Annotated in this window: 18 protein-coding genes; 13 read left to right on the top strand and 5 right to left on the bottom strand. The window is 63.6% G+C overall.

The window, feature by feature from the left end:
* Positions 1-104 precede the first annotated feature (104 nt).
* On the top strand, positions 105-854 hold the full coding sequence (locus J2Y41_RS07430) for an MBL fold metallo-hydrolase (protein WP_309927615.1): 750 nt from the start codon (positions 105-107) through the stop codon (positions 852-854).
* A gap of 98 nt (positions 855-952) precedes the next feature.
* Here the strand turns inward: J2Y41_RS07430 and J2Y41_RS07425 are convergent, their stop codons facing one another.
* Positions 953-2,362, bottom strand: a complete 1,410-nt coding sequence (locus J2Y41_RS07425) for an NAD(P)H-quinone dehydrogenase (RefSeq protein ID WP_224091906.1) — start codon at positions 2,360-2,362, stop codon at positions 953-955.
* Between the two features lie 128 nt (positions 2,363-2,490).
* On the opposite strand from J2Y41_RS07425, the gene J2Y41_RS07420 reads away from it, so the two are divergent.
* Positions 2,491-3,291: a purine-nucleoside phosphorylase gene (locus J2Y41_RS07420; RefSeq protein ID WP_396133500.1), complete on the top strand. Its 801-nt coding sequence runs from the start codon at positions 2,491-2,493 to the stop codon at positions 3,289-3,291.
* Positions 3,292-3,298: 7 nt separating this feature from the next.
* Here J2Y41_RS07420 and J2Y41_RS07415 read toward each other — a convergent pair whose 3' ends face one another.
* Positions 3,299-4,594, bottom strand: a complete 1,296-nt coding sequence (locus J2Y41_RS07415) for an Ig-like domain-containing protein (RefSeq protein WP_309927609.1) — start codon at positions 4,592-4,594, stop codon at positions 3,299-3,301.
* A complete protein-coding gene (locus tag J2Y41_RS07410; RefSeq protein WP_309927605.1) occupies positions 4,591-5,280 on the bottom strand; it encodes a hypothetical protein in 690 nt (229 codons plus the stop codon). The genes J2Y41_RS07415 and J2Y41_RS07410 overlap by 4 nt, the downstream gene beginning before the upstream one ends.
* A 504-nt stretch (positions 5,281-5,784) precedes the next feature.
* Between J2Y41_RS07410 and J2Y41_RS07405 the strand changes: the two genes are divergently transcribed.
* The 3 genes from J2Y41_RS07405 (at position 5,785) to J2Y41_RS07395 (ending at position 10,963) form a co-directional block, all read left to right on the top strand.
* The gene (locus J2Y41_RS07405) at positions 5,785-7,386 is read left to right on the top strand and encodes a glycoside hydrolase family 68 protein (protein WP_224166879.1); all 1,602 of its coding nucleotides are present in this window, start codon (positions 5,785-5,787) and stop codon (positions 7,384-7,386) included.
* Between the two features lie 93 nt (positions 7,387-7,479).
* Complete coding sequence (locus J2Y41_RS07400; RefSeq protein ID WP_309927600.1) at positions 7,480-9,117, top strand: glycoside hydrolase family 32 protein; 1,638 nt, start codon at positions 7,480-7,482, stop codon at positions 9,115-9,117.
* 100 nt (positions 9,118-9,217) lie between these two features.
* Complete coding sequence (locus J2Y41_RS07395; protein ID WP_309927597.1) at positions 9,218-10,963, top strand: phospho-sugar mutase; 1,746 nt, start codon at positions 9,218-9,220, stop codon at positions 10,961-10,963.
* An 18-nt stretch (positions 10,964-10,981) separates the two neighbouring features.
* On the opposite strand, the gene nirD is transcribed toward J2Y41_RS07395, so the two are convergent.
* The gene (gene nirD, locus J2Y41_RS07390) at positions 10,982-11,350 is read right to left on the bottom strand and encodes a nitrite reductase small subunit NirD (protein WP_224091886.1); all 369 of its coding nucleotides are present in this window, start codon (positions 11,348-11,350) and stop codon (positions 10,982-10,984) included.
* A gap of 282 nt (positions 11,351-11,632) precedes the next feature.
* Between nirD and nirB the strand changes: the two genes are divergently transcribed.
* The 8 genes from nirB to J2Y41_RS07350 all read left to right on the top strand — a co-directional run bounded on the left by nirB (position 11,633) and on the right by J2Y41_RS07350 (position 22,644).
* Positions 11,633-14,278: a nitrite reductase large subunit NirB gene (gene nirB, locus J2Y41_RS07385; RefSeq protein WP_309927594.1), complete on the top strand. Its 2,646-nt coding sequence runs from the start codon at positions 11,633-11,635 to the stop codon at positions 14,276-14,278.
* A gap of 8 nt (positions 14,279-14,286) precedes the next feature.
* Positions 14,287-15,321, top strand: coding sequence for a uroporphyrinogen-III C-methyltransferase (gene cobA / locus J2Y41_RS07380; RefSeq protein WP_309927592.1), 1,035 nt, complete (start codon positions 14,287-14,289; stop codon positions 15,319-15,321).
* 10 nt (positions 15,322-15,331) lie between these two features.
* Positions 15,332-16,489: a uroporphyrinogen-III synthase gene (locus J2Y41_RS07375; protein ID WP_309927591.1), complete on the top strand. Its 1,158-nt coding sequence runs from the start codon at positions 15,332-15,334 to the stop codon at positions 16,487-16,489.
* A gap of 184 nt (positions 16,490-16,673) precedes the next feature.
* Positions 16,674-17,693 carry a LacI family DNA-binding transcriptional regulator gene (locus tag J2Y41_RS07370; protein WP_309927590.1) on the top strand — a complete coding sequence of 340 codons (1,020 nt, stop codon included), beginning with the start codon at positions 16,674-16,676 and terminating at the stop codon, positions 17,691-17,693.
* A gap of 141 nt (positions 17,694-17,834) precedes the next feature.
* Positions 17,835-19,130 (top strand): extracellular solute-binding protein, encoded by a 1,296-nt coding sequence (locus J2Y41_RS07365; protein WP_309927589.1) that lies wholly within the window; start codon positions 17,835-17,837, stop codon positions 19,128-19,130.
* A gap of 90 nt (positions 19,131-19,220) precedes the next feature.
* Positions 19,221-20,183 carry a sugar ABC transporter permease gene (locus J2Y41_RS07360; RefSeq protein ID WP_309927588.1) on the top strand — a complete coding sequence of 321 codons (963 nt, stop codon included), beginning with the start codon at positions 19,221-19,223 and terminating at the stop codon, positions 20,181-20,183.
* Between the two features lies 1 nt (position 20,184).
* Positions 20,185-21,072 (top strand): carbohydrate ABC transporter permease, encoded by an 888-nt coding sequence (locus J2Y41_RS07355; RefSeq protein WP_309927587.1) that lies wholly within the window; start codon positions 20,185-20,187, stop codon positions 21,070-21,072.
* 36 nt (positions 21,073-21,108) lie between these two features.
* Positions 21,109-22,644, top strand: a complete 1,536-nt coding sequence (locus tag J2Y41_RS07350) for a glycoside hydrolase family 32 protein (protein ID WP_309927586.1) — start codon at positions 21,109-21,111, stop codon at positions 22,642-22,644.
* A 12-nt stretch (positions 22,645-22,656) separates the two neighbouring features.
* Here J2Y41_RS07350 and otnC read toward each other — a convergent pair whose 3' ends face one another.
* Positions 22,657-23,301: a 3-oxo-tetronate 4-phosphate decarboxylase gene (otnC, locus tag J2Y41_RS07345; RefSeq protein WP_309927585.1), complete on the bottom strand. Its 645-nt coding sequence runs from the start codon at positions 23,299-23,301 to the stop codon at positions 22,657-22,659.
* Positions 23,302-23,343: the final 42 nt, after the last annotated feature.

Below are 23,343 nucleotides of genomic sequence, written 5' to 3'. Positions count from 1 at the left end.
GTAGCTCACTCGGTTTCGCGGGAAAGCTGCGGGTTCGTGGGAAGTTTCCCTGCGTGCACGCATACTTCCCGCGTATTCGTTGCCGGGGCTTCTAGACTTTCGGAGTGAAGATCTCCGAACCCGCGCCCGGCGTCCACTTTGTTGAAGGACCTGCGTCCAACTGGGTCATTCTCCGGGATGCCCCGGCCTCAGCGGACAGGTCCGCCTTCCTACTGATCGACGGCGGATACCCTGCCGATAGGGACCTGGTCCTCGAATCGATCACCGGGCTCGGGCTTGAGCCGGCTGATGCCAAAGCCATGCTCATCACCCACGGCCACGTGGACCACACGGGCTCGGCTGCGTACTTCTCCAGGACGTTCGGCACGCCCATCCTGTGTTCCCCCGAGGAATTGGCCCACGTGCAGGGCAAGGAAAAGCATCAGGTCACCATCGGCCAGGTGCTGGCACGGGCGTGGCGGCCACGTGTTTTCCGCTGGCTGCTCCATGTCATCCAAGCGAAAGCCCTCCAAGCCGAGCCCGCAACGCGTGCCGAGGCATGGGATGAGGACAGGCTCCGGAGCCTGCCTGGCCAACCGGAAGCGATCCTCTTGCCCGGTCACACCCCAGGCAACGTTGCCCTACTGATCCCCGGGGCGCAGGCCATCGCCGTAGGTGACACATTTGCCAGTGGCCACCCGATCAGTTCGAAGTCCGGCCCACAGATGCTGCACCGGATGTACCACTCGAATCCGGAGACCGCCCTCGCAGCGGCACGCTCACTGAGCAAGATCCAAGCCAATGTGATCCTGCCGGGGCACGGCCCAGCGCTGCGCATGTCCTTGGCGGAAGCCGTCGCCGCCCTGCGCACCTAGGAACGCAGAACGCCCGTTTCGATGGCTCGCTGCGCATTCGACGTTTCCAACCATCGAATCCGCAGCAAGCCGTCGAAACGGGCGCCAGGGGCCTGCAGCTACATGTGCACGTGCAAGCGCCGCGCTGCCTCCGAGATGGACCCTGTCAGTGACGGGTACACCGTGAAAGCACTTGCGACGTCGTCCACGTGCAGTTTCTGCGTGACGGCCACGGAGATCGGGAAGATGAGCTCGGAAGCGTTGGGGCCAACCACTACGCCACCGATCACGGTGCCGGAACCCTTGCGGGCGATGATCTTGACGAAGCCATCCTTGGTGTTGCGCATCTTGGCGCGGGCGTTGCTGAGCAGCGAGAGCATCACGACGTCGCCCTGGTACTTGCCGGAGGCGAGGTCGGCCTCGGAAACGCCCACGGACGCGATTTCCGGGGAGGTGAAGATGTTGGACGCCACCTGGTTGAGCTTGAGCGGCTTCACGCCATCACCCATGAAGTGGGCAACCGCGATGCGGCCCTGCATGGCAGCGACGGACGCCAGCGCGAACACGCCGGTGCAGTCTCCGGCAGCGTAGATGTTGGGGGCAGTGGTGCGCGAAACACCATCCACCTTGATGTGCCCGGACTCCGTCAAGGTCACCCCGGCTTCCTCAAGCCCGATTCCCGCTGTGTTGGGGATGGAACCCACGCACACCAGGCAGTGCGAGCCCGTAACCACCGATCCGTCACCCAAAGTGACCTTCACGCCGTCGTCCGTCCGTTCAACTGCGTTGGCGCGCGACCGGGACAACACGCGTACGCCCCTGCGCTCGAACACGCCTTCCAGCAGTTTGGCAGCGTCCGTGTCCTCACCGGGGAGGACCTGGTCGCGGCTGGAAATCAGCGTGACCTTGGAGCCGAGGCCGTTGTAGGCAGATGCGAACTCAGCACCGGTTACACCGGAGCCCACCACGATCAGTTCCTCGGGCAATTCGTCGAGGTTGTAGATCTGGGCCCAGTTGAGGATGCGTTCGCCGTCGGGCTTGGCGGTAGGGAGTTCGCGCGGGTGCGCCCCCACCGCCAGCAGGATGGCATCGGCGTCGATGGTGCGGACGCCTTCAAGGGTCAGCACCTCAATGGTGTTGTTGTCCAGCAATTTGCCGGAACCGATCACAATCTCAACGCCGAGGCGCTCCAGCCCCGTGCGGATGTCGTGGGACTGTCCACGGGCCAGATCCAGGACGCGATCGTTGATGTGCTTCAGGTCGGCGCGGGGCTTGGAGCCGCCACCGTCACCGTCGAATTTGACGCCCAACTCGTCCGCCTCACCGACGCGGGTCATGAGGTCGGCGGTGGCGATAAGGGTTTTGGAAGGCACGACGTCGGTCAGCACGGCGGAGCCGCCAAGGCCTGCCCGCTCGATGATGGTGACTTTTGCGCCAAGGGACGCGGCCACCATGGCGGCTTCATATCCTCCGGGACCACCTCCCAGAATCGCGATACGGGGGGAACTGAAGTCAACTTGGGTGGTCACAATCCTCAATTCTCGCTCATTGCACGGCAGGCTGCCAGTCAGCCAAGCCTCACCCGCCGGCGCGGACGGGTCCCTACCAAATTGCCGCACACGCAAGGTAGCTTGTACCAGTGAGTAACACTGAGCTGATGAACACAGACCCCTTCGAAGCTGCGCGGGCCGCGGCGGACTTCATCGCCGCCGAGACCGGCGTAGAGTCCCACGACGTAGCCTTGGTGCTCGGTTCCGGCTGGGCCGAAGCTGCCGATCTCATTGGCGAAACCACCGCCACCTTGAATGCCTCGGAGGTTCCCGGTTTCCATCAGCCTTCCGTTGTGGGCCATGTGGGAACCATCCGCTCCGTCCTGACCAAGGAAGGCAAGCGCGCCCTGGTCCTCGGAGCCAGGACGCACTACTACGAAGGCAAGGGTGTCCGGTCCGTGGTCCATGGCGTGCGCACCGCCGCAGCCGCGGGCTGCAAGACGCTGGTCCTCACCAATGGCTGCGGTGGCCTCAATGAGGAGTGGACCCCGGGCACGCCTGTTCTCATCAGCGACCACATCAACCTGACCGCCACGTCCCCGCTTGAGGGCGCCACTTTCGTGGACCTCACGGACCTCTACTCCTCACGCGTCCGGCAGCTGGCCCGCGAGGTGGATCCTTCACTGCAGGAGGGTGTCTACGCCCAGTTCAGCGGCCCCCACTACGAGACGCCTGCCGAGGTCCAGTACGCCAAGCGCATCGGCGCTGACCTCGTGGGGATGTCCACGGCGTTGGAAGCCATCGCCGGACGCCATGCAGGCATGGAGGTCTTCGGCATCTCGCTGGTCACCAACCTTGCCGCGGGCATCAGCCCGGTTCCGCTGAGCCACTCCGAGGTCCTCGAAGCCGGCCAAGCGGCGGGCAAGCGTATTTCCACGCTGCTGGCGGAGATCATCGCGAAGCTCTAAGGCAGCGCTAGCCCTTTACCGGCCCCTGGGTCGGAATCGTTGGACCAACGCTGACCACTACCCCGTTGCTGGACACGCCTTCCACCGTGGCCGTGATGGTCACCTGCCCTTGCACGGGGCCTCCCCGCACCAACCCATTGCTGACGGTGGCGATGACCGGGCGGCTTGACGCCCATGTAACGACCGGCTTGCCGGGTTTGCCGTCGCTGTACGTGACGGTGGCGGTCAGTTGGACGGTGGCGCCCGGTTCGAGTGCGTGCGGGCCAGCAGGACCCACGACGACGCGAATCACCGCATGCTCCACGGTCACCTTCGATTGCGCTTTCCATTCCTTGCCATCCGCGTCCACGTGCTTGGCTTCGATGAGCACTTGCCCTATGCCCTGCGCGGTCAGGAGTCCGGAGGCGGAGATTGTTGCGATCTTCGGGTTGCTGGTGGACCAGGTCACGTTGGACTCGGGTTTGGTGGACCCGTCCGTGTACGAGGCCACTGCGGTCATTTGGTGCGTCTGCCCTTGTTTGATCGTGAGTTCCGCGGGCTCAATCGCCAGGCCGGAGAGCTTGGCCGGCGGTGCCGGGGTGACGGTGATGCGTGCGGTGGCTTCGAATCCATCCTGCGATGCGGAGATGATGGCCGTGCCCGGAGCTGCGGCGGTGACCAGGCCGTCGCCGTCCACGGTCGCAATGCCAGGATCACGGGACCCCCAAATAGCTGTGACGTTGAGCCTTCCGAGTGACCCATCGCTGTACGTTCCCTCGGCGACGAGCGGTACCTTGCCTCCAGGATTTGTTTCAGCGTCACCAGGAGTGATGCGCAGGGCCGTGAGCGAGGCCGTTCCCGGCGGGGTGACCTTGAGCTCGAAGCGTCCGGAGACGCCGTCGACCGTTGCTGTCAGGCCAGCGACACCCGGCGCGACCGCCGTCGCCTGGCCATCGGCGGTGGTTTCGGCCACCGCGAGGTTGTCCGAGGCCCACTCGACGCCTTCCTGTAACGGGCGCCGCGTGCCGTCGCTGTAGGTCGCTTCCGCGGACAACTGAAGGATGGCCCCGGGGTGGAGCGAGCTCGCCGGAGCGCTCACGGCGATGGATTCCAGCACTGCTGGTTGCCTGTCAAGGAGCACGCGGACAGCCACCAGCCCGGCCGCCACGAGCACCGCGGCCACGACGACCACCACCCAGGTTCGTACCAGCCTTCGCCGGATAGTGGACATGCCTTCGCCCAACGCCCGGTCCAGATCGGCCGGGTGGGTCTGCGCATGAAGCGCAGCCTCGGACAACAACCGCTCCCGCAGCGCGTCCCTCACGGCCGGCCTTCTTCCAACGCCAGGCGGTTGGTTTTCTCTTCGGCGGCCGCCAAGGACTTGCCCACTTCCAGGGCGGGACGATCAGTCATCCCCGCAATCTCGCCAACGGTCAGGTTCGCGAAGACATGAAGCACGACGGCGACCCTCTCGTCGTACGGCAACCGCGCCAAGGGAGCCTTGCCGTTTTTTGTGTCTTTGCCGGCCTTAGGCTTCTTCGTCTGGTCGGCACGACTCTGCAGCCAATGTTCGTGCTTCTTCAGCAGCTCCACGAAGACGCACAGCGTGTAGACGCGCAACTGGGGCGTCACCGGCCCCTTCCACGCATTGGTGGACTGGGACCACGCCGCCTCCAGCAAGCGGCGTGCAGTTTCCGGGTTGTCGCAGAGCAAGTGGGCACAGTACTCCATGTCCCCCCTCTGCCGTTCGAAGACGCTGCGGAGCTCGTCTTCGCGGTCTTTGAGGGCGGGCGCGAGTTTGATGCTGGGGGAAGCCCCCAGTTCGATTTCCCTGATGGCCGGCATGAGGACGGCAACGGCCAGGGTCAACAGGCCTGCCCCAATGGGGACGGCGGACAAAAGATCCGGAACCAGCCAGCCTGCCACGATCGCTGCCAACGCAAGGATCGCGAGGACCAGCCGCAATGGAGTCAGGGAGGACCGCCAACGCCGCTTTGGTAACTCACACATGCTGCACCAGCTCACACCAGGCGGGGTCCGGCTCGCAGGGGTGCGCCGGAATCGCTACCACATTTTACGTCCACCGATTGGACTTTTAGAAGGAGTTTCCCGGTGGGGACTGCCGCATAAGCCAGGAAATGCGGGGCGTCAAGTCAAACGGACCCCACGTAAACGCACAGTTAATTCTCAGAATAAGTCAGTTTTATTTCGACATATTTGATCGAGGCGCCGGACTGTGGCACGCGCGCGCATTGGACAATGTAAACGCTTGCACACATATGTCTGACAAGTGATTTAAGGCCGTGAAATGTTGTTTGATTTGATCCCTCACACGTGTTTAGCGTGGGAGTCGTTCCGGTAAGTCGACGTACTGGAACCACCGCGGCGAGAACCCCAAAAGGGATCGCCGCACCTCGAAACGATGGCGTCCCTCGAAGACGCCTTCAGCGGATCGACGGACGCCGGAGTTGATAAGCACTCCACGAAGTCCAACACTCCGCGAGAAGAGCAAGCATGAACACGCACTCAACCCCAACACGGCCGCGCCGCCGTCTGCGACAGGCAGCCGCCCTCGCAGCCGCAGCCAGCGTTGCCGGCAGCATCCTGCTGGTGACCCCGGCCGCGCAGGCCAACCTGCCGGCCGACCCGCCGTCGAACACCATGCCGGCACCCACGCCCGGCTTCCCACTGCCCTCCGTCCACACGCAGGAGGCGTACGACCCCGCCGCCGACTTCACGTCCAAATGGACCCGGGCAGACGCCAAGCAGATCATGGCACAGAGCAACACCAACGTTGCTCCGGGCCAGAACTCCATGAGCCCGGACGTCACCATGCCGGAAATCCCCAAGGACTTCCCCGCCATGAACGACGACGTCTGGGTCTGGGACACTTGGTCCCTGACAGACGAGAACGCGAACCAGATCAGCTACAAGGGCTGGGACGTTATCTTCTCCCTGGTAGCTGACCGGCACGCCGGCTACGGCTTCGACCAGCGCCACTGGAACGCCCGGATCGGGTACTTCTTCCGCAAGACCAACGCCGATCCGGCCAAGGACAAGTGGAACTACGGCGGACACCTGTTCCTGGACAACACGTCCATCGGCAACACCGAGTGGTCCGGCTCGACGCGCCTCATGCAGGGCAACAAGATCAACGTCTTCTACACGGCAACCACGTTTTACGACGTCGCTGAGCGCAACGCAGGTGGCGGCGGCATCGCTCCGGATGCTGTCATCGCCAAGGCCCTGGGCAACATCCACGCCAACCAGGACGGCGTGACCTTCGACGGCTTCGAGCACACCAAGCTGCTGGAGCCGGACGGAAAGATGTACCAGAACAAGGCCCAGAACCCGGGCTTCGCGTTCCGTGACCCGTACACCTTCGCGGACCCGGCGCACCCGGGCAAAACCTTCATGGTCTTCGAAGGCAACACCGGCGGCAACCGCGGCGACTACAAGTGCAAGCAGGAAGACCTGGGCTACCGTCCGGGCGATCCTCACGCCGAGACCGTGAACCAGGTCAACACCACCACCGGCGCCTGGTACCAGACCGCCAACGTGGGCCTGGCAGTTGCAGACAACAAGGACCTCACCAAGTGGAGCTTCCTGCCCCCGATCCTGTCCGCCAACTGCGTCAACGACCAGACTGAGCGCCCGCAGATCTACATCCAGAACGAAAACGGCAAGAACAAGTACTACCTGTTCACCATCAGCCACCAGTTCACCTACGCGGATGGCATGCGTGGCCCGGACGGCGTCTACGGCTTCGTGGGCAACGGCGTTCGCTCCGACTTCCAGCCGGTGAACAACAGCGGCCTGGCCCTGGGCTCCCCCACGGACCTGAACATGCCGGCCAACGCGCCGGAGGGTCCGGACCCGCGCCAGAACGGCCGTCAGTTCCAGGCTTACTCGCACTACGTACAGCCTGGCGGTCTCGTGCAGTCGTTCATCGACAACGTGGACGGCGTCCGCGGCGGCTCCCTGTCCCCCACCGTGAAGATGAACTTCCAGGGTGGCGTGACGCAGGTTGACCGCACCTTCGGCAAGAACGGCCTCGGCCCGTTCGGCTACCTGCCCACCAACCTCCGCGTTGGCGGCGAAGGCCTTTACAAGTAGGCCGCAACACCCCCGGCCTTTAGGCCACGGCGGGGGTGCGGGCTCCATAAGGGCCGGCACCCCTGCAACTCCCCAACCCCAGGATCTCTCCCCATGACTTACCCCAATCCCCGCCTGTCCCGCCGTCATCTGCTGGCCGCAAGTGCCGCCGTCGTGGTCGCCTTTTCCGCCGCTGCCTGCACTGCTCCAGCACCTGAAAGCCCGACGTCGGTGCCCGCCCCGGGCGGGCACCGGCCATCCGCTTCGGATCCATGGCGGCCGGCAGCCCACCTGACTGCTGAAAAGAACTGGCTCAACGATCCCAACGGCCTCGTTTACCACAATGGGACCTACCACGCCTTCTACCAGTACAACCCTCGGGGAAACTCGTGGGGCAACATGTCCTGGGGCCACTCCACCAGCACGGACCTGGTGCACTGGGAACAGCAGGCTGTTGCCATGGAGGCAAGCCCGCAGGAGGAAATCTTCTCCGGTTCGATCGTGATGGATAAGAACAACGCGTCCGGGCTGGGGTCCGCCCAGAACCCACCCATGGTGGCCCTCTACACCAGTGCATATGGAAAGAACGGCGCACTCCCCCAAGGTGCCCAGGCACAGTCCGTGGCCTTCAGCCTGGACAACGGAAGCACCTGGCAGAAGTACAAGGGCAACCCGGTCCTGAACCTGGCGCCTACCAACAACAACTTCCGCGACCCCAAGATCACCTGGTACGAGCCCGGCCGATACTGGGTGATGACCACAGTCGTGGCGGACGCGCAGGTAGTGAAGATGTTCAAATCCACGGATCTTCTGCACTGGGACTTCCTCAGTGATTTCTCCGGGGTTGGCGCCCAGGGCGGACTCTGGGAGGTGCCGGAACTCGTCCAGATGGACGTAGAAGGCTCCACTGCGAAGAAGTGGGTCATGCTGCTGAGCATCAACCCCGGCGGCATCGCGGGCGGCTCAGGCATGCAGTACTTCGTCGGCGAATTCGACGGCACCCGTTTTACGGCTGAAAACGCCGCGCCCGCCGATGCTCCGCTCACCGAATCCCAGTGGCTGGACCATGGCGCCGACTACTACGCGGCAAACTCCATCTCCGGAGCACCTGGCGGCAAGCCCGTGCTCCTTGGCTGGATGGGCAATTGGGATTACGCCCAACACGTTCCCACCACGCCGTGGCGCGGGTCCATGGCAATCCCCCGCGAACTCACCCTGGTCCGGGGCGAAAAGCGCTTGGAGCTCCGCTCGGCCATCGCCACCCAGGCCCTTAACACCATGGCTGACAGTTCCGGTGGTGAGGTGAAGAGCAAAAACCTCACCGTCGGGCGGGAGGCGCAGGATCTTGGCACGGATTTCTCCGCCCGTACGCAGCTCATTGACCTCGAAATGGACCTTACCTCGGCGCGGGAAGCAGGAATTCTTCTTCGTCGATCGGCTGATGGGAGCGCTAGCCTGCGCATCTCCTACAACAAGGAAAACCGCACGGTAAAGGTTGACCGTTCCAAGGCAGGGACCAGCAATTTCTCCGAGAAATTCAGCCCCTATCATGAGGTTGCCCTACCCTCCTCCGGCAGCGACAGCAAGGTCCACCTGCGTATCCTCCTTGATTCCTCGTCCGTGGAGGTCTTCGCCCAGGATGGGGCGGCAGTTATTTCGGACATCTTCTTCCCGGATTGGGACAACACGGGAACTTCTGTGTTCAGCATGGACGGGGACACGGACTTCACCATCCAATCCCGCGCCCTTTAAAGCAACGCGGGGTCAGATACGGCCCATTGCGACCAGATTTATGGGCCATATCTGACCCCGCGTTGCCCTTGACGTGGGCAATGAGGATAGTTTTGTCCCTATGACATCAAGCGATGCCGCCCTTAACCAGCTGCTCACCGACGCCCGCGAATGGGCTTCCCACGATCCGGACCCCACGACGTCGGCAGCTCTCCTTGAGCTCACCGACCTCGCCAGCGGCGGTGACGCAGGAGCAGTCCAGGAACTGGGCGACAGCTTTAATGGCACCCTGCAGTTTGGCACCGCCGGCCTTCGAGCTGCCCTCGGACCAGGCCCCAACCGGATGAACAGGGTGGTGGTCCGCCGGGCAGCGGCCGGCTTGGCTGCTTTCCTGGCCGAAGTGGTAGCCGCAGCTGCGCCGGGTACCCGGCCACGCGCCGTCGTCGGCTTTGACGCCCGCTACAACTCGGACATCTTCGCGCAAGAGACGGCCGCAATCTTTACGGCAGCAGGCATTGAAACCTTCCTGATGCCGGCAGCGCTTCCGACGCCGTTGCTCGCCTACGCGGTCAGGTCACTGGATTGCGACGGCGGTGTCATGGTCACAGCGAGCCACAACCCGCCGCAGGACAACGGTTACAAGGTCTATCTGGGACGCCATGCAGTATCTGAAAGCGGGCGCGGTTCCCAGATCGTGGCGCCGTACGATGCTCAGATTGCCGAAAAGATTGAGGCCGTGGGCGCGTTGGAGTCGATCACGCTGGCAGACGATGGCTGGACTGTCCTGCCCACCTCCATCACCGCTGACTACCAAGCCGCGATGGCAGGCTTGGTTGATGCAGAGCACTTCCCCGCCCGGGACCTGAAGGTCGTCCTGACCCCCATGCATGGCGTGGGTGGTGAAACAGCCGTATCCGTGCTGAACGCAGCCGGCTTCGCAAATGTCACGCTCGTGGCGGAACAGGCCGAGCCGGATCCTGATTTCCCCACGGTCGCGTTCCCCAACCCGGAAGAGCCCGGCGCCCTGGACCTGGCGCTTGCGGCTGCTGCGGACCTGGGTGCCGACATCGTCCTGGCCAACGATCCCGACGCCGATCGGGCGGCGGTCGCTGCGGTTGACCCTGCAACGGGAGCCTGGCGGATGCTGCGCGGGGACGAAGTGGGTGCGCTCCTGGGCGCCCATATCGTTGCGCGAATGGCCGCCGGTGCCGGCGAAGAACCCCGGGCAGGCGTCTTCGCCAACTCAATCGTGTCCTCGCGGCTGTTGTCACGCATTGCGGCTGCGGCGGGCTATGCCCATGAGGAAACGCTCACGGGCTTCAAGTGGATTTCGCGCGTCCCGGGACTCACCTATGGGTACGAGGAAGCGCTGGGTTATTGCGTGGCCCCGGATCTGGTCCGGGACAAGGACGGCATCTCGGCGGCGGTGTTGATCGCGGAATTGGCGGCAACCGCAAAGGCCGAGGGCAAGACGGTCTTCGACACCCTGGATGAGCTGTACCTGGTGCACGGGCTTCATGCGAGTGACCAGCTGAGCATCCGCGTGGCGGACCTGGGGCTCCTGGACGCCATGATGAACCGCCTGCGGGTCAACCCGCCGGAAGCGTTTGGAGGCTCCGCCGTCGAGGTTTTCACCGATCTTGCCGAAGGCAGCGAATCCTTGCCGCCCACGGACGGGCTTTTGTATCTCACACGGGACCAGAGCCGCGTGATCATCCGGCCCAGCGGCACCGAACCAAAGCTCAAGTGTTACCTGGAGGTGATCCAGGCTGTGGAGTCGGCGGCAGAGCTTCCTGCTGCACGCCAAGCAGCGCGGACATCCCTGGACGATGTCCTTGGGGATGTCCGCGAAGCGTTGGGTTTGTAGCCGCCGGAGTCCGGCGTTTTAGAGTTCAACCTCGATGTAGCCATCCACAAGGCGGGTGGCAAAAGTTGCGAGCTTAAGGTTGGGGTCGGTGAAGCACTCACCGGTTTCGAGGTCGTAAACCTCCTTGTGCAGCGGCGACGCAATGGTCGGCCGGCTGCCGCGGGACCCGATAATGCCGCGGGCCATGACGTTGGCCAGGGTGGCCGGGTCCTGCTGTGCGACGGCGAAGACTTCGCCGGGTGCGATGCGGAACAACGCTACCTGGCGGCCCTCGATCAATGCCGCTTCGCCCCAGGCCACTTCGAGTTCATCCACTGCGCACACACGGTGCCATTCGCCAACGGCGGTAGTAGTCAGCTCGTCGGCACGGTCCAGAATTACGGTCATTTCAGCCCCTCTCACTGTGTCCGGGCGCTGGCAATTTCCACCTTCACTCCCCCGGACCGGGCCACGCTTGCGGCCACTCTTCAAAGCTAGGGCGCGGGTGTTTCATCGGGGGTCCGCATTTGTGTCCGGTGCGTAAAAGAGACCTCACACCTTGCGAAATGCGTTCGTGATGCAGAAGTTAAGATCACGAAACAAAGGGGAAACTGAAGCGAAACTGCCCGTCCCTAGGCTGGAAGCACAAGTTGCGGAGATCCGTCTGCAACATCTGCGAAAGGCCCACCAGTGACCGGACACACTTCAAGTACAGAGAACCCGCGCCGCATCGTTGTCGTCGGAGGCGGCCCTGCGGCCCACCGTTTCGCCGACGCAATGTACAACCGCGGTCTTGAAGGCTGGCAGGTTACGGTTCTGACCGAAGAGGCGCACCTACCCTACGACCGCGTTGCCTTGAGCAAGGCGCTGACGGAAACCGACGTGGACCTCACCCTGGGCGATGCTGCCATGTGGGACCACGAGGCCCTGACGCTGAAGACCGGCGAGCGCGCAGTCAAGATTGATTCCGTCGCCAAGAGTGTCCTCACCGCGGCGGGCAACAAGTACGAATACGACCACCTGGTGGTTGCCTCTGGTTCGGATGCAGCCCGGCTCCCCATCCCTGGCTCCGAGCACACCCACGTTTACCGCACGCTCGAGGACGTTTGGGCGATTAACAAGGCCATTGCGGAGCTCCGCGAAAAACTGGGCCGCAAGGTTAACGCGGTCACCATCGGCGGTGGCTTGCTGGGCCTTGAATCCGCTGCAGGCACCGAGCAGCTGGGTGCCACGCCGATCGTCATCAACGGTGCGCCGTGGCTCATGAACACGCAGTTGGATGAAGGCGCCGGCCAGGCACTTGGCCGCCTGATCGAGGCGAAGGGCTTCGAAGTCCACGGTGGTGTCTTCCCGTCCGAGGTACTGACGGACGACGACGGCCAGGTCACCGGCGTCCTGATGGCAGATGGCCGCACTATTGATGCGGACCTCGTGATCGTGGCTATCGGTGTAAAGCCGCGCGATGATCTCTTCCGCGCAGCTGAGGGCGAAGAGCAGCTGTTTAGCCTGGGCCAGCGCGGCGGCGTGGTGATCAACGATTTCTGTGCCACCGAGGTGGACGGTATTTGGGCTATCGGTGAAGTGGCCAACTTCGAGGGCATGTGCCTGGGCCTCGTTGCTCCGGCAAACACCATGGCCGAGATCGTTGCCGACCGCCTGCACGGCGGCGAGGCGACGTTCCCGGGCTTCGACACGGCCACCAAGCTGAAGTTGTCCGGCGTGGATGTGGCGAGCTTCGGCGATGCCTTCGCCAGGACTGAGCACTCCCTCGAAATCGTCTACGCAGACCCCGCCCGTGGCGTTTACCAGAAGATCGTCACCACTGACGATGCCAAGACCCTCCTGGGCGGCATCTTCGTCGGCGATGCTTCGCCTTACATGAGCCTGCGTCCGCTGCTGGGACGTGAATTGCCTGCCGAGCCCGGCGCCTTCCTGAGCGCTGCCGGTGGCGGAGAGGCTCCGGAAACCGAGCTGCCTGACGATGCAATCCTGTGCTCCTGCAACAACGTGTCCGCCGGAACCATTCGCGACACCATCAATGGGTGCGGTGCCTGCGAAGGCAACGCCCCGGTCCAGGAACTCGGTGAGGTCAAAGCCTGCACGCGTGCCGGCACCCAGTGTGGTTCCTGCGTCCCCATGCTGAAGAAGCTCCTCGAAGGCGAACTGAAGAAGTCCGGCATCGAGGTTTCCAAGGCCCTGTGCGAACACATCAGCCTGTCCCGCCAGGAGCTGTTCGACGCCATCCGTGTCCTGGAACTTACCTCCTTCGAAGACATCATGGCCAAGTACGGCACGGGTGCTGGTTGCGATATCTGCAAGCCGACCATCGCCTCCATCCTGGCCAGCCAGCACTCCGCCTACGTCCTGGATGCCGGCCGTGGTTCCCTGCAGGACACCAACGACCGCGCCTTGGCGAACATGCAGAAGGACGGCACCTACTCGGTGGTACCGCGTATTGCCGGTGGTGAAATTACTCCCAAGGGTCTCGGTGTCATCGCAGCGGTCGCGGAAAAGTACAACCTGTACACCAAGATCACCGGTGGCCAGCGTATCGATATGTTCGGTGCGCGCCTGGAGCAGCTGCCGGACATCTGGAAGGAACTGGTTGATGCCGGCTTCGAATCCGGCCAGGCCTATGGCAAGAGCCTGCGCACGGTGAAGTCCTGCGTTGGGTCCACGTGGTGCCGCTTCGGCGTCCAGGATTCCGTAGCCATGGCCATCGCCCTGGAACTGCGCTACCGGGGCCTGCGCAGCCCGCACAAGCTGAAGATGGGCGTGTCCGGTTGCGCCCGCGAATGCGCGGAGGCCCGCGGCAAGGACGTCGGCGTCATCGCCACGGCTGACGGCTGGAACCTGTACGTCGGCGGCAACGGTGGTGCTACCCCGGCACACGCACAGTTGCTTGCCAAGGACCTGGATGACGAAACACTGCTGAAGTACATCGACCGCTACCTCATGTACTACATCCGTACCGCCGACCGCCTGCAGCGCACCGCGCGTTGGCAGGAAGAGCTCGACGGCGGCATCAAGCACGTCGAGGAAGTAGTGGTGCACGACTCGCTTGGCATCGCCGAGGAGCTTGAAGCGGCCATGGCCAAGCACATCGACACCTACGAGGACGAGTGGGCTGAGACCTTGAAGGACCCGGAGCGCCTCCGCCGTTTCCGTTCCTTCGTCAACGCCCCCAACCAGAAGGACGAGTCCATCTCCTTCGTTCCGGAGCGGGGCCAGATCCGCCCTGCGACGAACGAGGAAAAGGGCGGCGTGCTCATCGCCTCCACCATCCCGATCCGCCGCGAAGCTGTCGGCGCAGAACCCGTCGGCGCAGAGAAGTAGGGGAACCCATGCAGCTCACCATTGATCTCACAGGCCGCGACGTCCTCGTCACGGGATCCGAAAAAGCCGCCCGCCAGGCCGTCCGCCGCTACGAGGCTGCCGGGGCCAACGTTTACCGCCTCAGCACCCCTGCCGGCGCACCCGGCGACGGACCTCTGCCCGAGCGTCCGTTCCTGGTAGCAGTGGTGGACGACGGCGACGCCGGTTGGGAGCCTTTGGTTGAACGCTGCGGCGGTGCCGGTATTCCGGTAGCTTTCGAGCCGGCACCAGGCATCGAGGGGCACGTGACCCTGGTGGGCGGTGGTCCGGGCGCCCTGGATCTTCTCACGGTTGGTGCGGTGGACGCCCTCCGCGATGCCGACGTCGTGTTTTACGATCGCCTGGCCCCGTACCAGGAGCTGGCCGACCTGACGTCCGGCGAGTTGGTGGACGTTGGAAAGCAGCCCGGGCACCACAAGGTTACGCAGCGTGACATCGAGAAACTCATGGTGGAAGCTGCGCTCCTGGGCAAGAACGTGGTCCGGCTCAAGGGCGGCGATCCGTACGTCTTTGGCCGCGGCGGGGAAGAAGTGGCAGCTTGCGTTGCCGCTGGCGTTCCCGTCCGCGTAGTCTCCGGCGTTACGAGCGCTATCTCTGTTCCGGCTGCAGCGGGAATTCCGGTAACGCACCGCGAGGTAAGCCACATGTTCACCGTGGTTTCCGGACACGCCCCGCTGACTGAGAAGGAACACACGCACCTGGCAGGACTCGGCGGCACGATCGTGGTCCTTATGGGCATCGGAACCCTCCCGCAGCTTGCCGCCGGTTTGCGCCGGGCGGGCATGGGGGCGGACATGCCGATGGCCGTTGTGGAGCGCGGCTACCGCCCGGGCCAACGCACCACCATCGCCGATCTGGGTACGATCGAAACGGCAGCCACAGGTTGCAGCAACCCGGCCGTGCTGGTCATAGGCGAGGTGGTCCGGGTGGCTGAAGCCAACCGTAATCATGCCGAAGCATCCGCTGAACTGAGCCGACTCGCGGCTTCGCTCCTTGAAGCCTGAAAGTAAATCAATGACTGTTGCACGTGCCCTTGAAATCCAAGACGTCACAACCGCCACGGACGTTTCAGAAGCTACCGAAGCGCCCTTGGACGGGTTCCGCATCGGCGTTACCTCGCATCGCCGTTCCAGGGACCTCATCGAGGCCCTGGAACGGCGCGGTGCGAGCGTGCTCCATGCCCCGGCCTTGAAGATCGCGCCCGTGCAGGAGGACATGGTCCTCATCGAGGACACCCGCACCATCATCGCCGCCAAGCCGGATATCTGCATCGCCACCACGGCCTATGGCATGCGCCGCTGGTGCGAGGCGGCGGACTCCTTCGGCATCGGCGAGCAACTCCTGGAAACACTCTCGGCCTGCCGCATGTTCGTTCGGGGACCCAAAGCGCGCGGTGCCGTCCGCGCGGCCGGCCTTGCCGACGTCGGAATCAGCAGTGACGAAACCACAGCGACACTTGTGGACATGCTCCTGGCGGAGGGTGTCCGGGGCAAGACGGTTGCTGTGCAGCTGCACGGGTACACCGATGTACGCCAGCTGGAGCGCCTACGAATGTCCGGCGCCACAGTCCTCACGGTGACGCCATACCGCTGGGTCAAGCCCGACGGCGAGGACAAACTCCCGCGCCTGATCGAGGCCGTGTGCAACGGCAACCTTGACGTCCTGACCTTCACCAGCGCCCCAGCAGTGGACGCAATGTGGAGCACGGCGCATGAGATGGGCCTGTACCGTCAGCTCATCGAGGCGCTCAAGGGGCCCGTCACGGTTGCCGCCGTCGGGCCCGTCACGGCACAGCCACTGGTCGACGCCGGCCTGACGCCACTCATTCCCGACCGTTACCGCATGGGCGCACTCATTCGCCTGGTGACGGAGCACCTGTCCTTGAACCACGTGCGCCGCTTGGAAACCAAGAGCGCCACCATCGAACTCCGCGGACGCTGCCTGCGGATCAACGGCGAAGTAGTGGAACTCGCTCCGGCGCCCCTGCTCTTGCTCCGGGCCCTGCTGGGCGCCGGTGGCGCGGTGCTGTCCCGTGAATCGCTCTCGGACCTCCTGGACCTCCGCGGTTCCGTGCACGCCCTGGACATGACAGTCAGCCGGCTGCGCTCCTCGCTTCCGGACGGCAAGCTCATAGAAACGGTCGTGAAGCGGGGGTACCGGCTGCGGGCCTAGGTTCCCTGGGTTCCCTAGCCCGGGGCAAGCCCGCCCGCAGACCTTTGCTCAACAAGGCACCGCAACGTCCAGGACGTTGCGGTGCCTTTCGCCTTTAAGGGCGTGCACCTGTCCTTGACAGTTGCAAAACGTTTTAGGTAATGTGATCCAAACAACATTCAAAACGTTTTGCAAAGGGCTGTCGATGACGACGAAGGTAGGAATCCGCGAAGTGGCGAAGGCTGCCGGCGTTTCAATCACCACTGTTTCCCATGCGCTCAACGACGCCACCAGCGATCGCGTGAACCGCAAAACGCAAGAACATGTCCGGGCGGTGGCCAAGGATCTGGGCTACACCCCCAATCGCCTGGCCAGCGGACTGCGGAACCAGCGTTCGCAGATCATTGGCCTCGTCAGTGATCAAATCACCACCACGCCCTTTGCCGGGGCCATGATCCGTGGCGCCCAGGAAACCGCTTATCAGCGGGGCTACCTGCTGATGGTGCTCAATTCGGGGCTTGACAACGATCTTGAGAAGCACGAAATCCAAACCCTCCAGCAACATCAGGTGGACGGGATCGTTTACGCCCGGATGTACCACCAGGGCGTCACGGTTCCCGAGGAGCTTTACGAAGTCCCCACGGTCCTGCTGGACGCGGCCTCCGCTGACAGTTCAATCTCCTCAGTGGTCCCGGATGAAATCGCCGCCGCGGAAAGCGCGGTGGAAATCCTGGCTGCTGCAGGGCATACAAGGATCGGGATGATCAACAATATTGACGACATCCCGGCCACGCACGGACGGCTGGAGGGCTACCGAAACGCCCTCCTTCGCAACGGGCTGCCGGAAGATCCACGGCTGGTCGCCTCCGCGGTCTCGGACACTGTCGGCGGCAGGCAGGCAGCGGCACAACTGCTGTCTTTACCTGATCGGCCCACTGCCCTGTTCTGCTTCAACGACCGCATGGCCATGGGCGCCTACCAATCAGCTTCGGCAGCAGGCCTTCGCATCCCGGAAGACCTCTCAGTGGTGGGAATGGACAACCTCGAACTCATCGCAGATGCGCTGTGGCCAGGGCTGACCACTGTTGCCCTTCCGCATTACGAGATGGGGTGCTGGGCCGTTACGCGGCTCCTGGACGACATTGAAAAACCCGGCACGCCGCCGGGGCAGAAAAAACTCATCTGCCCCGTCATCGAACGGGGTTCGGTGGCACCGCCACGCTGACATAAACCACCAACCCACACGAAACACCACGTCACAACACCGGAAGTCCGCAAGAAGAGGGGCGCAGCCGTTGCAGCGGCTGCGCCCCGAAGGACCCGGGCCAATCATCCACACCCAAAATCAGCAGAAAGATTGAGAATCATGAACAAACGATTCACGCGGATCCTGGCAACCAGCATAGCTGCGGCGGCCCTCGTCGGCAGCCTGGGCGCCTGCAGCAAGGGCAGTTCCTCGTCCTCAAGCGACGGCCCCAAAGAGATCACCATGTGGACCCACGCCGCCGGAAACCCGGAGGAACTGGCGGCGACCCAGGCGATCGTTGACTCCTATAACAAAAGCAGTGGCGCGAAGGCGCAGATCAAGGTGCAGGCCTTCCCGCAGGAGTCCTACAACGACTCCGTCGTAGGGGCGGCGTCAGCCGGGAAACTTCCCTGCATCGTGGACATTGACGGGCCCAACGTTCCCAACTGGGCATGGGCCAAGTACCTGGCGCCGCTGAAGCTGTCCGCGGACCTTTCCAAGAACCTCCCCAGCACTGTTGCCAAGTGGCAGGGCGAGACCTATGCGGTTGGGTACGGCGACGTCGCTTTGTCCATGTTTGCCCGCAAATCCGATCTCGCAGCGGCGGGCGTCCGCGTCGCCACCATTGAGAAGCCATGGACGAAGGACGAGTTCCAGGACGCGTTGACCAAACTCAAGGCACTGGGTAAATGGGATTACCCACTGGACATGGGTACTGCCGGAACCGGCGAATGGCTGCCCTATGCGTACTCGCCGTTCCTGCAGTCCTTCGGCGGAGACCTGATCAACCGCGGGGACTACCAGTCGGCCGACGGAGCCCTGAATGGCGATAAGGCTGTCGAATGGGCCAAGTGGTTCCGCGGGCTGGCGGATCAGGGCTTCATGGCGACGAAGAGCGGGAAAGATTCCACCCAGGACTTCCTGAACAACAAGAGCGGCCTCCTCTACACCGGCTCCTGGGCCGGAGACAAGGCCCGGGCTGCCCTGGGAGATGAACTGGTGGTCATGCCCAGCGTGGATCTGGGCAACGGTCCCAAGATCGGCGGAGCTTCCTGGCAGTGGGGCGTCACCAGCGGCTGCAACAACATGGATGCCGCGATGGACTATCTGTCCTATTCCTTGAAGCCGGAAAACGTGGCTTCCGTCATCAAGGCGACTGGAGGCATCCCGGCCACCAATGAAGCCGCGGCCCTGATTCCCGCATTCGCCGAGGGCGGTGCCAACCGTATCTTCATGGAGTTCTCGCGTCACTACGCGGTACTGCGGCCCGAAACCCCGGCTTACCCGTTCATCGCCACCGAATATGGCAAGGCTGTCCAGGACATCCTTGCCGGCGCGGATCCCAAGGCGGCCCTGGACAAGGCGGTCAAGGCGATTGACGCCAACATCAAGTCCAACGGCGGCTACAAGAACTAGCCGGCGGCAGCCGGACGGACGGGCGACGGCGGCACTCAGCCTGCCGCCGTCGTCGGACCTCCCGGCCCCCGACTGTCTACGGAGAACCCCATGACAACTACCCAAATTCCCCCAAGTCCTGGCCGCCGCGTGGCGGCCCCCGCCCCGGCGGCACCGCCCAGCAAACCCCACCGCCGGCCGCGCTACCTGCGCGAGCAGCTGAGCGGATGGGCAATGATTGCCCCCGCCGCAGCCCTGCTTCTGCTCTTTGTGTTCCTCCCCGCGATCCTGGGCTTCGGACTGGCCTTCACCAATGCCCGCCTTGTGTCACCGCGACCCGTTGAGTTTGTGGGTGCGGACAATTTCGTCCGCCTCTTCACGGATCCCACGTTCTGGCGCGCGCTGCTGAATGTCAGCTACTTCGCGGTTGTAGTGGTGCCCGTCCAGTCCGGCCTTGCCCTGGCGATGGCGCTCCTGATCAACAAGAAGTTCCGTGGGGTGAACTTCTTCCGCACCCTGTACTTCCTTCCGGTGGTGACGTCCATGGTGGTGGTGTCCCTGCTGTGGCTGTTCATGTACCGCAAGGACGGGCTGATCAATGAGTTCCTGTCCGCGGCCAGCTTCGGCCTGATTGACGGCCCGGACTGGCTCAACGATCCAGCCACATCCATGCCGGCCATCATCATCCTGTCCATCTGGCAGGCCGCCGGCTTCCACATGATCATCTGGCTTGCCGGCCTGCAGAGCATCTCCGGGGAACTGTACGAGGCAGCCCAGCTTGATGGGGCAAGCCGCTGGCACCAGTTCCGGTACGTGACCTGGCCGGGCCTCACGCACACTCGCACCCTGATCCTGGTGACCATCACCATCCAGGCGCTCGGGCTCTTCGACCAAGTCAGCGTCATGACCCAGGGCGGTCCGCTCGATTCCACCACCACCATCATTTTCGAGGCGGTGCGCTCCGGCTTCAAGCAGCAGGAAACATCCTATGCATCGGCCATCTCCCTCGTATTCTTCGTCCTTGTGCTGCTGATCTCCGCAGTGCAGCGCTACCTGACCCGAGAGAAGGACTGACATGAAAGAGACACTCACATCCAAGAGTCTCAGCGGTGCAGGGACCATGCTGGTGCGGATCCTGTTCGCCGTCGTCGCCGCATTCCCTCTCGTGTTCATGCTGGTGTCTTCACTCAAGCCGGACCAGCAGATCTTCGGGGACATGTCCTCGGTGGCAGCCTTCCTTCCCATCGGCAATATCTCGTTCGACAACTACGCTGCTGTGTTTGACCGTGTGCCTGCCGCCCGCTTCCTGATCAACTCCATCGGCGTTTCTGCTGTGACAGTGGTGTTGGGGATCTTCATCAACAGCCTCTGCGCCTTCGCCTTGTCCCGGATGCAGGTCCGCGGCAAGCGCATAGTGTTCACCGCGATCCTGGCCACGCTGATCGTCCCCTTCCAGACGCTGGCGCTGCCGCTGGTGTGGTGGGTGAACCAGTTGCCGTTCTTTGAGCTCAACGGGTTCAGCCTCGAGATCTCCAAGGGCTGGCTGGACACCTACCAGGTCCAGATCATCCCGTTCATCGCCAATGCGTTCTCCATCTACCTGTACCACCAGTACTTTGAGTCGATCCCGAAGGAACTGGATGAGGCCGCGAGGATTGACGGCGCTGGCTGGTTCAGGATCTACCGCCTGGTGGTGATGCCCCTGGCAGGCCCAGCGACAGCCACGGTGGCGATCCTGACGTTCCTGCCCGCCTGGAACTCCTACCTGTGGCCGCTCATGGTGGTCCAGTCCGAGGAGCTCCGGCCCGTCATGATCGGCATCCAATACTTCTTCCAACTCAACGTCTCCTGGGGCGAGGTCATGGCTTATGCCTCCCTCATCACCGTCCCGGTGGTGGTGCTGTTCATCGCGTTCCAGCGCTCCTTCATCAACAGCATCGCCTCCAGCGGCGTCAAGGGCTGACCCGCCTTGTCCCTCATGCGAAAGGGAAATACTCCCATGCACACAACCGCCGACCTCGACTGCCGGTACCGGCCCCAGTGGCACTACTCAGCGCAGCGCAACTGGCTCAACGACCCCAACGGACTCCTCTACTCCAAGGGCGTCTACCACCTCTTCTACCAGCACAACCCGGACGGCGATACGTGGGGCAACATGTCCTGGGGCCACGCCACCTCGGTGGACCTGCTGCGCTGGGATGAGCAGCCAGTTGCCATCCCCTGCGATGACGAGGAAGCCATCTACTCCGGCTCCGCTGTGGTGGATATCCATAACACGAGCGGTCTCGGCACCCCAGACAACCCGCCCCTCGTGGCGATCTATACGAGCGCCTACACCTCCGGCTCGCCCATGGCCGGCCTCCAGGCGCAGTCCCTTGCCTACAGCACGGACGACGGCGCCACCTGGACGAAGTACTCGGGAAACCCTGTGCTGGACAGGGCCTCCCCGGACTTCCGTGATCCGAAAGTCTTTTGGTACGACGGCGACGCCGGCAGTTACTGGGTCATGGTCGCCGTCGAAGCAGCCCGTCGTGAAGTCGTGCTCTACAGCTCACCGGACCTGCTGTCCTGGGAATACCTCAGCACCTTCGGTCCGGCGAACGCCACAGAAGGCGTGTGGGAATGTCCGGACCTGTTTGAACTTCCAGTGGACGGCGACGCCTCCAACACCCGGTGGGTTCTGGTGGTAAACCTCAGCCCGGGCGGTATCGCCGGCGGCTCCGGCGGCCAGTACTTCCTCGGAACGTTCGACGGCGTGACGTTCCATTCCGAAACAACCGTCACCGAAGGCCTCCAGGCTGACGACACCCGGATGGCCGAGTACGGCTGGCTCGACTGGGGCCGGGACTACTACGCCGCCGTGTCCTTCAGCAACGTACCCGGCGGACGCCGGCTCATGATCGGCTGGATGAACAATTGGCAGTACGCCGCTGAGACACCCTCAGACGGCTGGCGCAGCGCCATGTCGCTCGTTCGCGAAGTGAAGCTGGTTTCCCGAGGCGGGCGTCCCGTGTTGTTACAGGAGGCAATTGACCCTTTCGAAGACCATGCGACGGAGAATTTGGCACTGGGCCGGCAACGGCTGGAACCCGGCCTGACGTGGCTTCCCGAAGAGGTATCCGGGGACGTGCTAAGGATCGATGCCGAGTTCGAGCCCGGGCAGGCCGGAAGGGTCGGCATCGTGCTGCGGGCCGACCCCCGGCAAGGGGTCGCACCGGGCGGCTTTTCCGCAGGTATGGAGTGCACAGTGCTGGCCTACGACCCGGCGACGGGGGAACTCAGCCTGGACCGCACCGAATCCGGCAACGTCGGATTCGACGAGGCATTTCCTTCGGTGGATCGCGTTGCTGTACCTCTGGAAGATGGCCGGATACGGCTTCGCATCTTTGTGGACCGCTGTTCCGTCGAGGTCTTCGCCCAGGACGGCAGGGCGACCATCACCGACCAAATCTTTCCGGCGGACTCCAGTACGGCCCTTGCCCTCCTTGCAGAAGGTGAGGGGGCCAACCTGGTGAGCTTCGCCGTCGTGCAGTAACGGCAGCACCAACTACACGCGGGGTGCGGAAAGCCGGGCCACCTGGGCGGGTTGGAGGGGTCGTGTCGCGTGGCCTTGAAGGAGGAAGAACAGTCGGGCTGTTTCTTCTACTTCCTCAACAGCGTCCACCGCTTGTGGCAGGGAGGGCGCGGAAACGATCGGTCCGTGGTTGGCCAGCAGCAGGGCACGGCTCGATGCCGCAGCTTTTTGGGCCGTCACGCCCAAGCCCTCGTCGCCCGGCGCGAAATACGGCAACCGGACCAGCCGTCCAACCCTCATGACAAAGTAGGCCGTCAAAGGTGGCAGAACGTCTTCGTCATCCAGGTCCGCCAGGCACGAAAGGGCGGTGGCGTAGGTGGAATGCAGATGGACGGCGGCATGGTCCTGCGGCCTTGCCTTGTACATCGCCAAGTGAAGAAAGGCCTCTTTGGAGGGGCGGCCCCCGGACAGGTGTTCTCCGGTGCCGGAGACCATGGCCAGATCTTCGGTCCTGAGTTCGCCCAGGGAGGCGTTTGTGGGGGTGACCAGCATTCCGCCGTCCACCCGTAGGCTAAGGTTTCCGGATGTTCCCCGGGTCAGCCCCCTTTGGTGGAGGGACCTGGCCAACCGGACGAGCTCCTGGCGGCTGTCCATGCCGGTCATCGGAAATGGTCCCATGCATCAAGGAAGAGCCGCGCGTCTCCGAGGTTTCCGGATTTG

This window comes from Arthrobacter sp. 1088, assembly GCF_031455315.1.
Lineage (GTDB): Bacteria > Actinomycetota > Actinomycetes > Actinomycetales > Micrococcaceae > Arthrobacter.
The sequence above is the reverse complement of the archived record's forward strand: the minus strand, read 5'-3'. Positions and strand labels throughout refer to the sequence as shown.

Excerpts from the sequence above, each read along its gene's own strand:
- J2Y41_RS07365 (WP_309927589.1), top strand. The coding sequence starts at position 17,835 with ATGAACAAACGATTCACGCGGATCCTGGCAACCAGCATAGCTGCGGCG.
- J2Y41_RS07405 (WP_224166879.1), top strand. The coding sequence starts at position 5,785 with ATGAACACGCACTCAACCCCAACACGGCCGCGCCGCCGTCTGCGACAG.
- J2Y41_RS07375 (WP_309927591.1), top strand. The coding sequence starts at position 15,332 with ATGACTGTTGCACGTGCCCTTGAAATCCAAGACGTCACAACCGCCACG.
- J2Y41_RS07350 (WP_309927586.1), top strand. The coding sequence starts at position 21,109 with ATGCACACAACCGCCGACCTCGACTGCCGGTACCGGCCCCAGTGGCAC.
- J2Y41_RS07355 (WP_309927587.1), top strand. The coding sequence starts at position 20,185 with ATGAAAGAGACACTCACATCCAAGAGTCTCAGCGGTGCAGGGACCATG.
- otnC (WP_309927585.1), bottom strand. The coding sequence starts at position 23,301 with ATGGGACCATTTCCGATGACCGGCATGGACAGCCGCCAGGAGCTCGTC.
- J2Y41_RS07370 (WP_309927590.1), top strand. The coding sequence starts at position 16,674 with ATGACGACGAAGGTAGGAATCCGCGAAGTGGCGAAGGCTGCCGGCGTT.
- J2Y41_RS07400 (WP_309927600.1), top strand. The coding sequence starts at position 7,480 with ATGACTTACCCCAATCCCCGCCTGTCCCGCCGTCATCTGCTGGCCGCA.
- cobA (WP_309927592.1), top strand. The coding sequence starts at position 14,287 with ATGCAGCTCACCATTGATCTCACAGGCCGCGACGTCCTCGTCACGGGA.
- J2Y41_RS07395 (WP_309927597.1), top strand. The coding sequence starts at position 9,218 with ATGACATCAAGCGATGCCGCCCTTAACCAGCTGCTCACCGACGCCCGC.
- J2Y41_RS07360 (WP_309927588.1), top strand. The coding sequence starts at position 19,221 with ATGACAACTACCCAAATTCCCCCAAGTCCTGGCCGCCGCGTGGCGGCC.
- J2Y41_RS07420 (WP_396133500.1), top strand. The coding sequence starts at position 2,491 with ATGAACACAGACCCCTTCGAAGCTGCGCGGGCCGCGGCGGACTTCATC.
- nirD (WP_224091886.1), bottom strand. The coding sequence starts at position 11,350 with ATGACCGTAATTCTGGACCGTGCCGACGAGCTGACTACTACCGCCGTT.
- J2Y41_RS07410 (WP_309927605.1), bottom strand. The coding sequence starts at position 5,280 with ATGTGTGAGTTACCAAAGCGGCGTTGGCGGTCCTCCCTGACTCCATTG.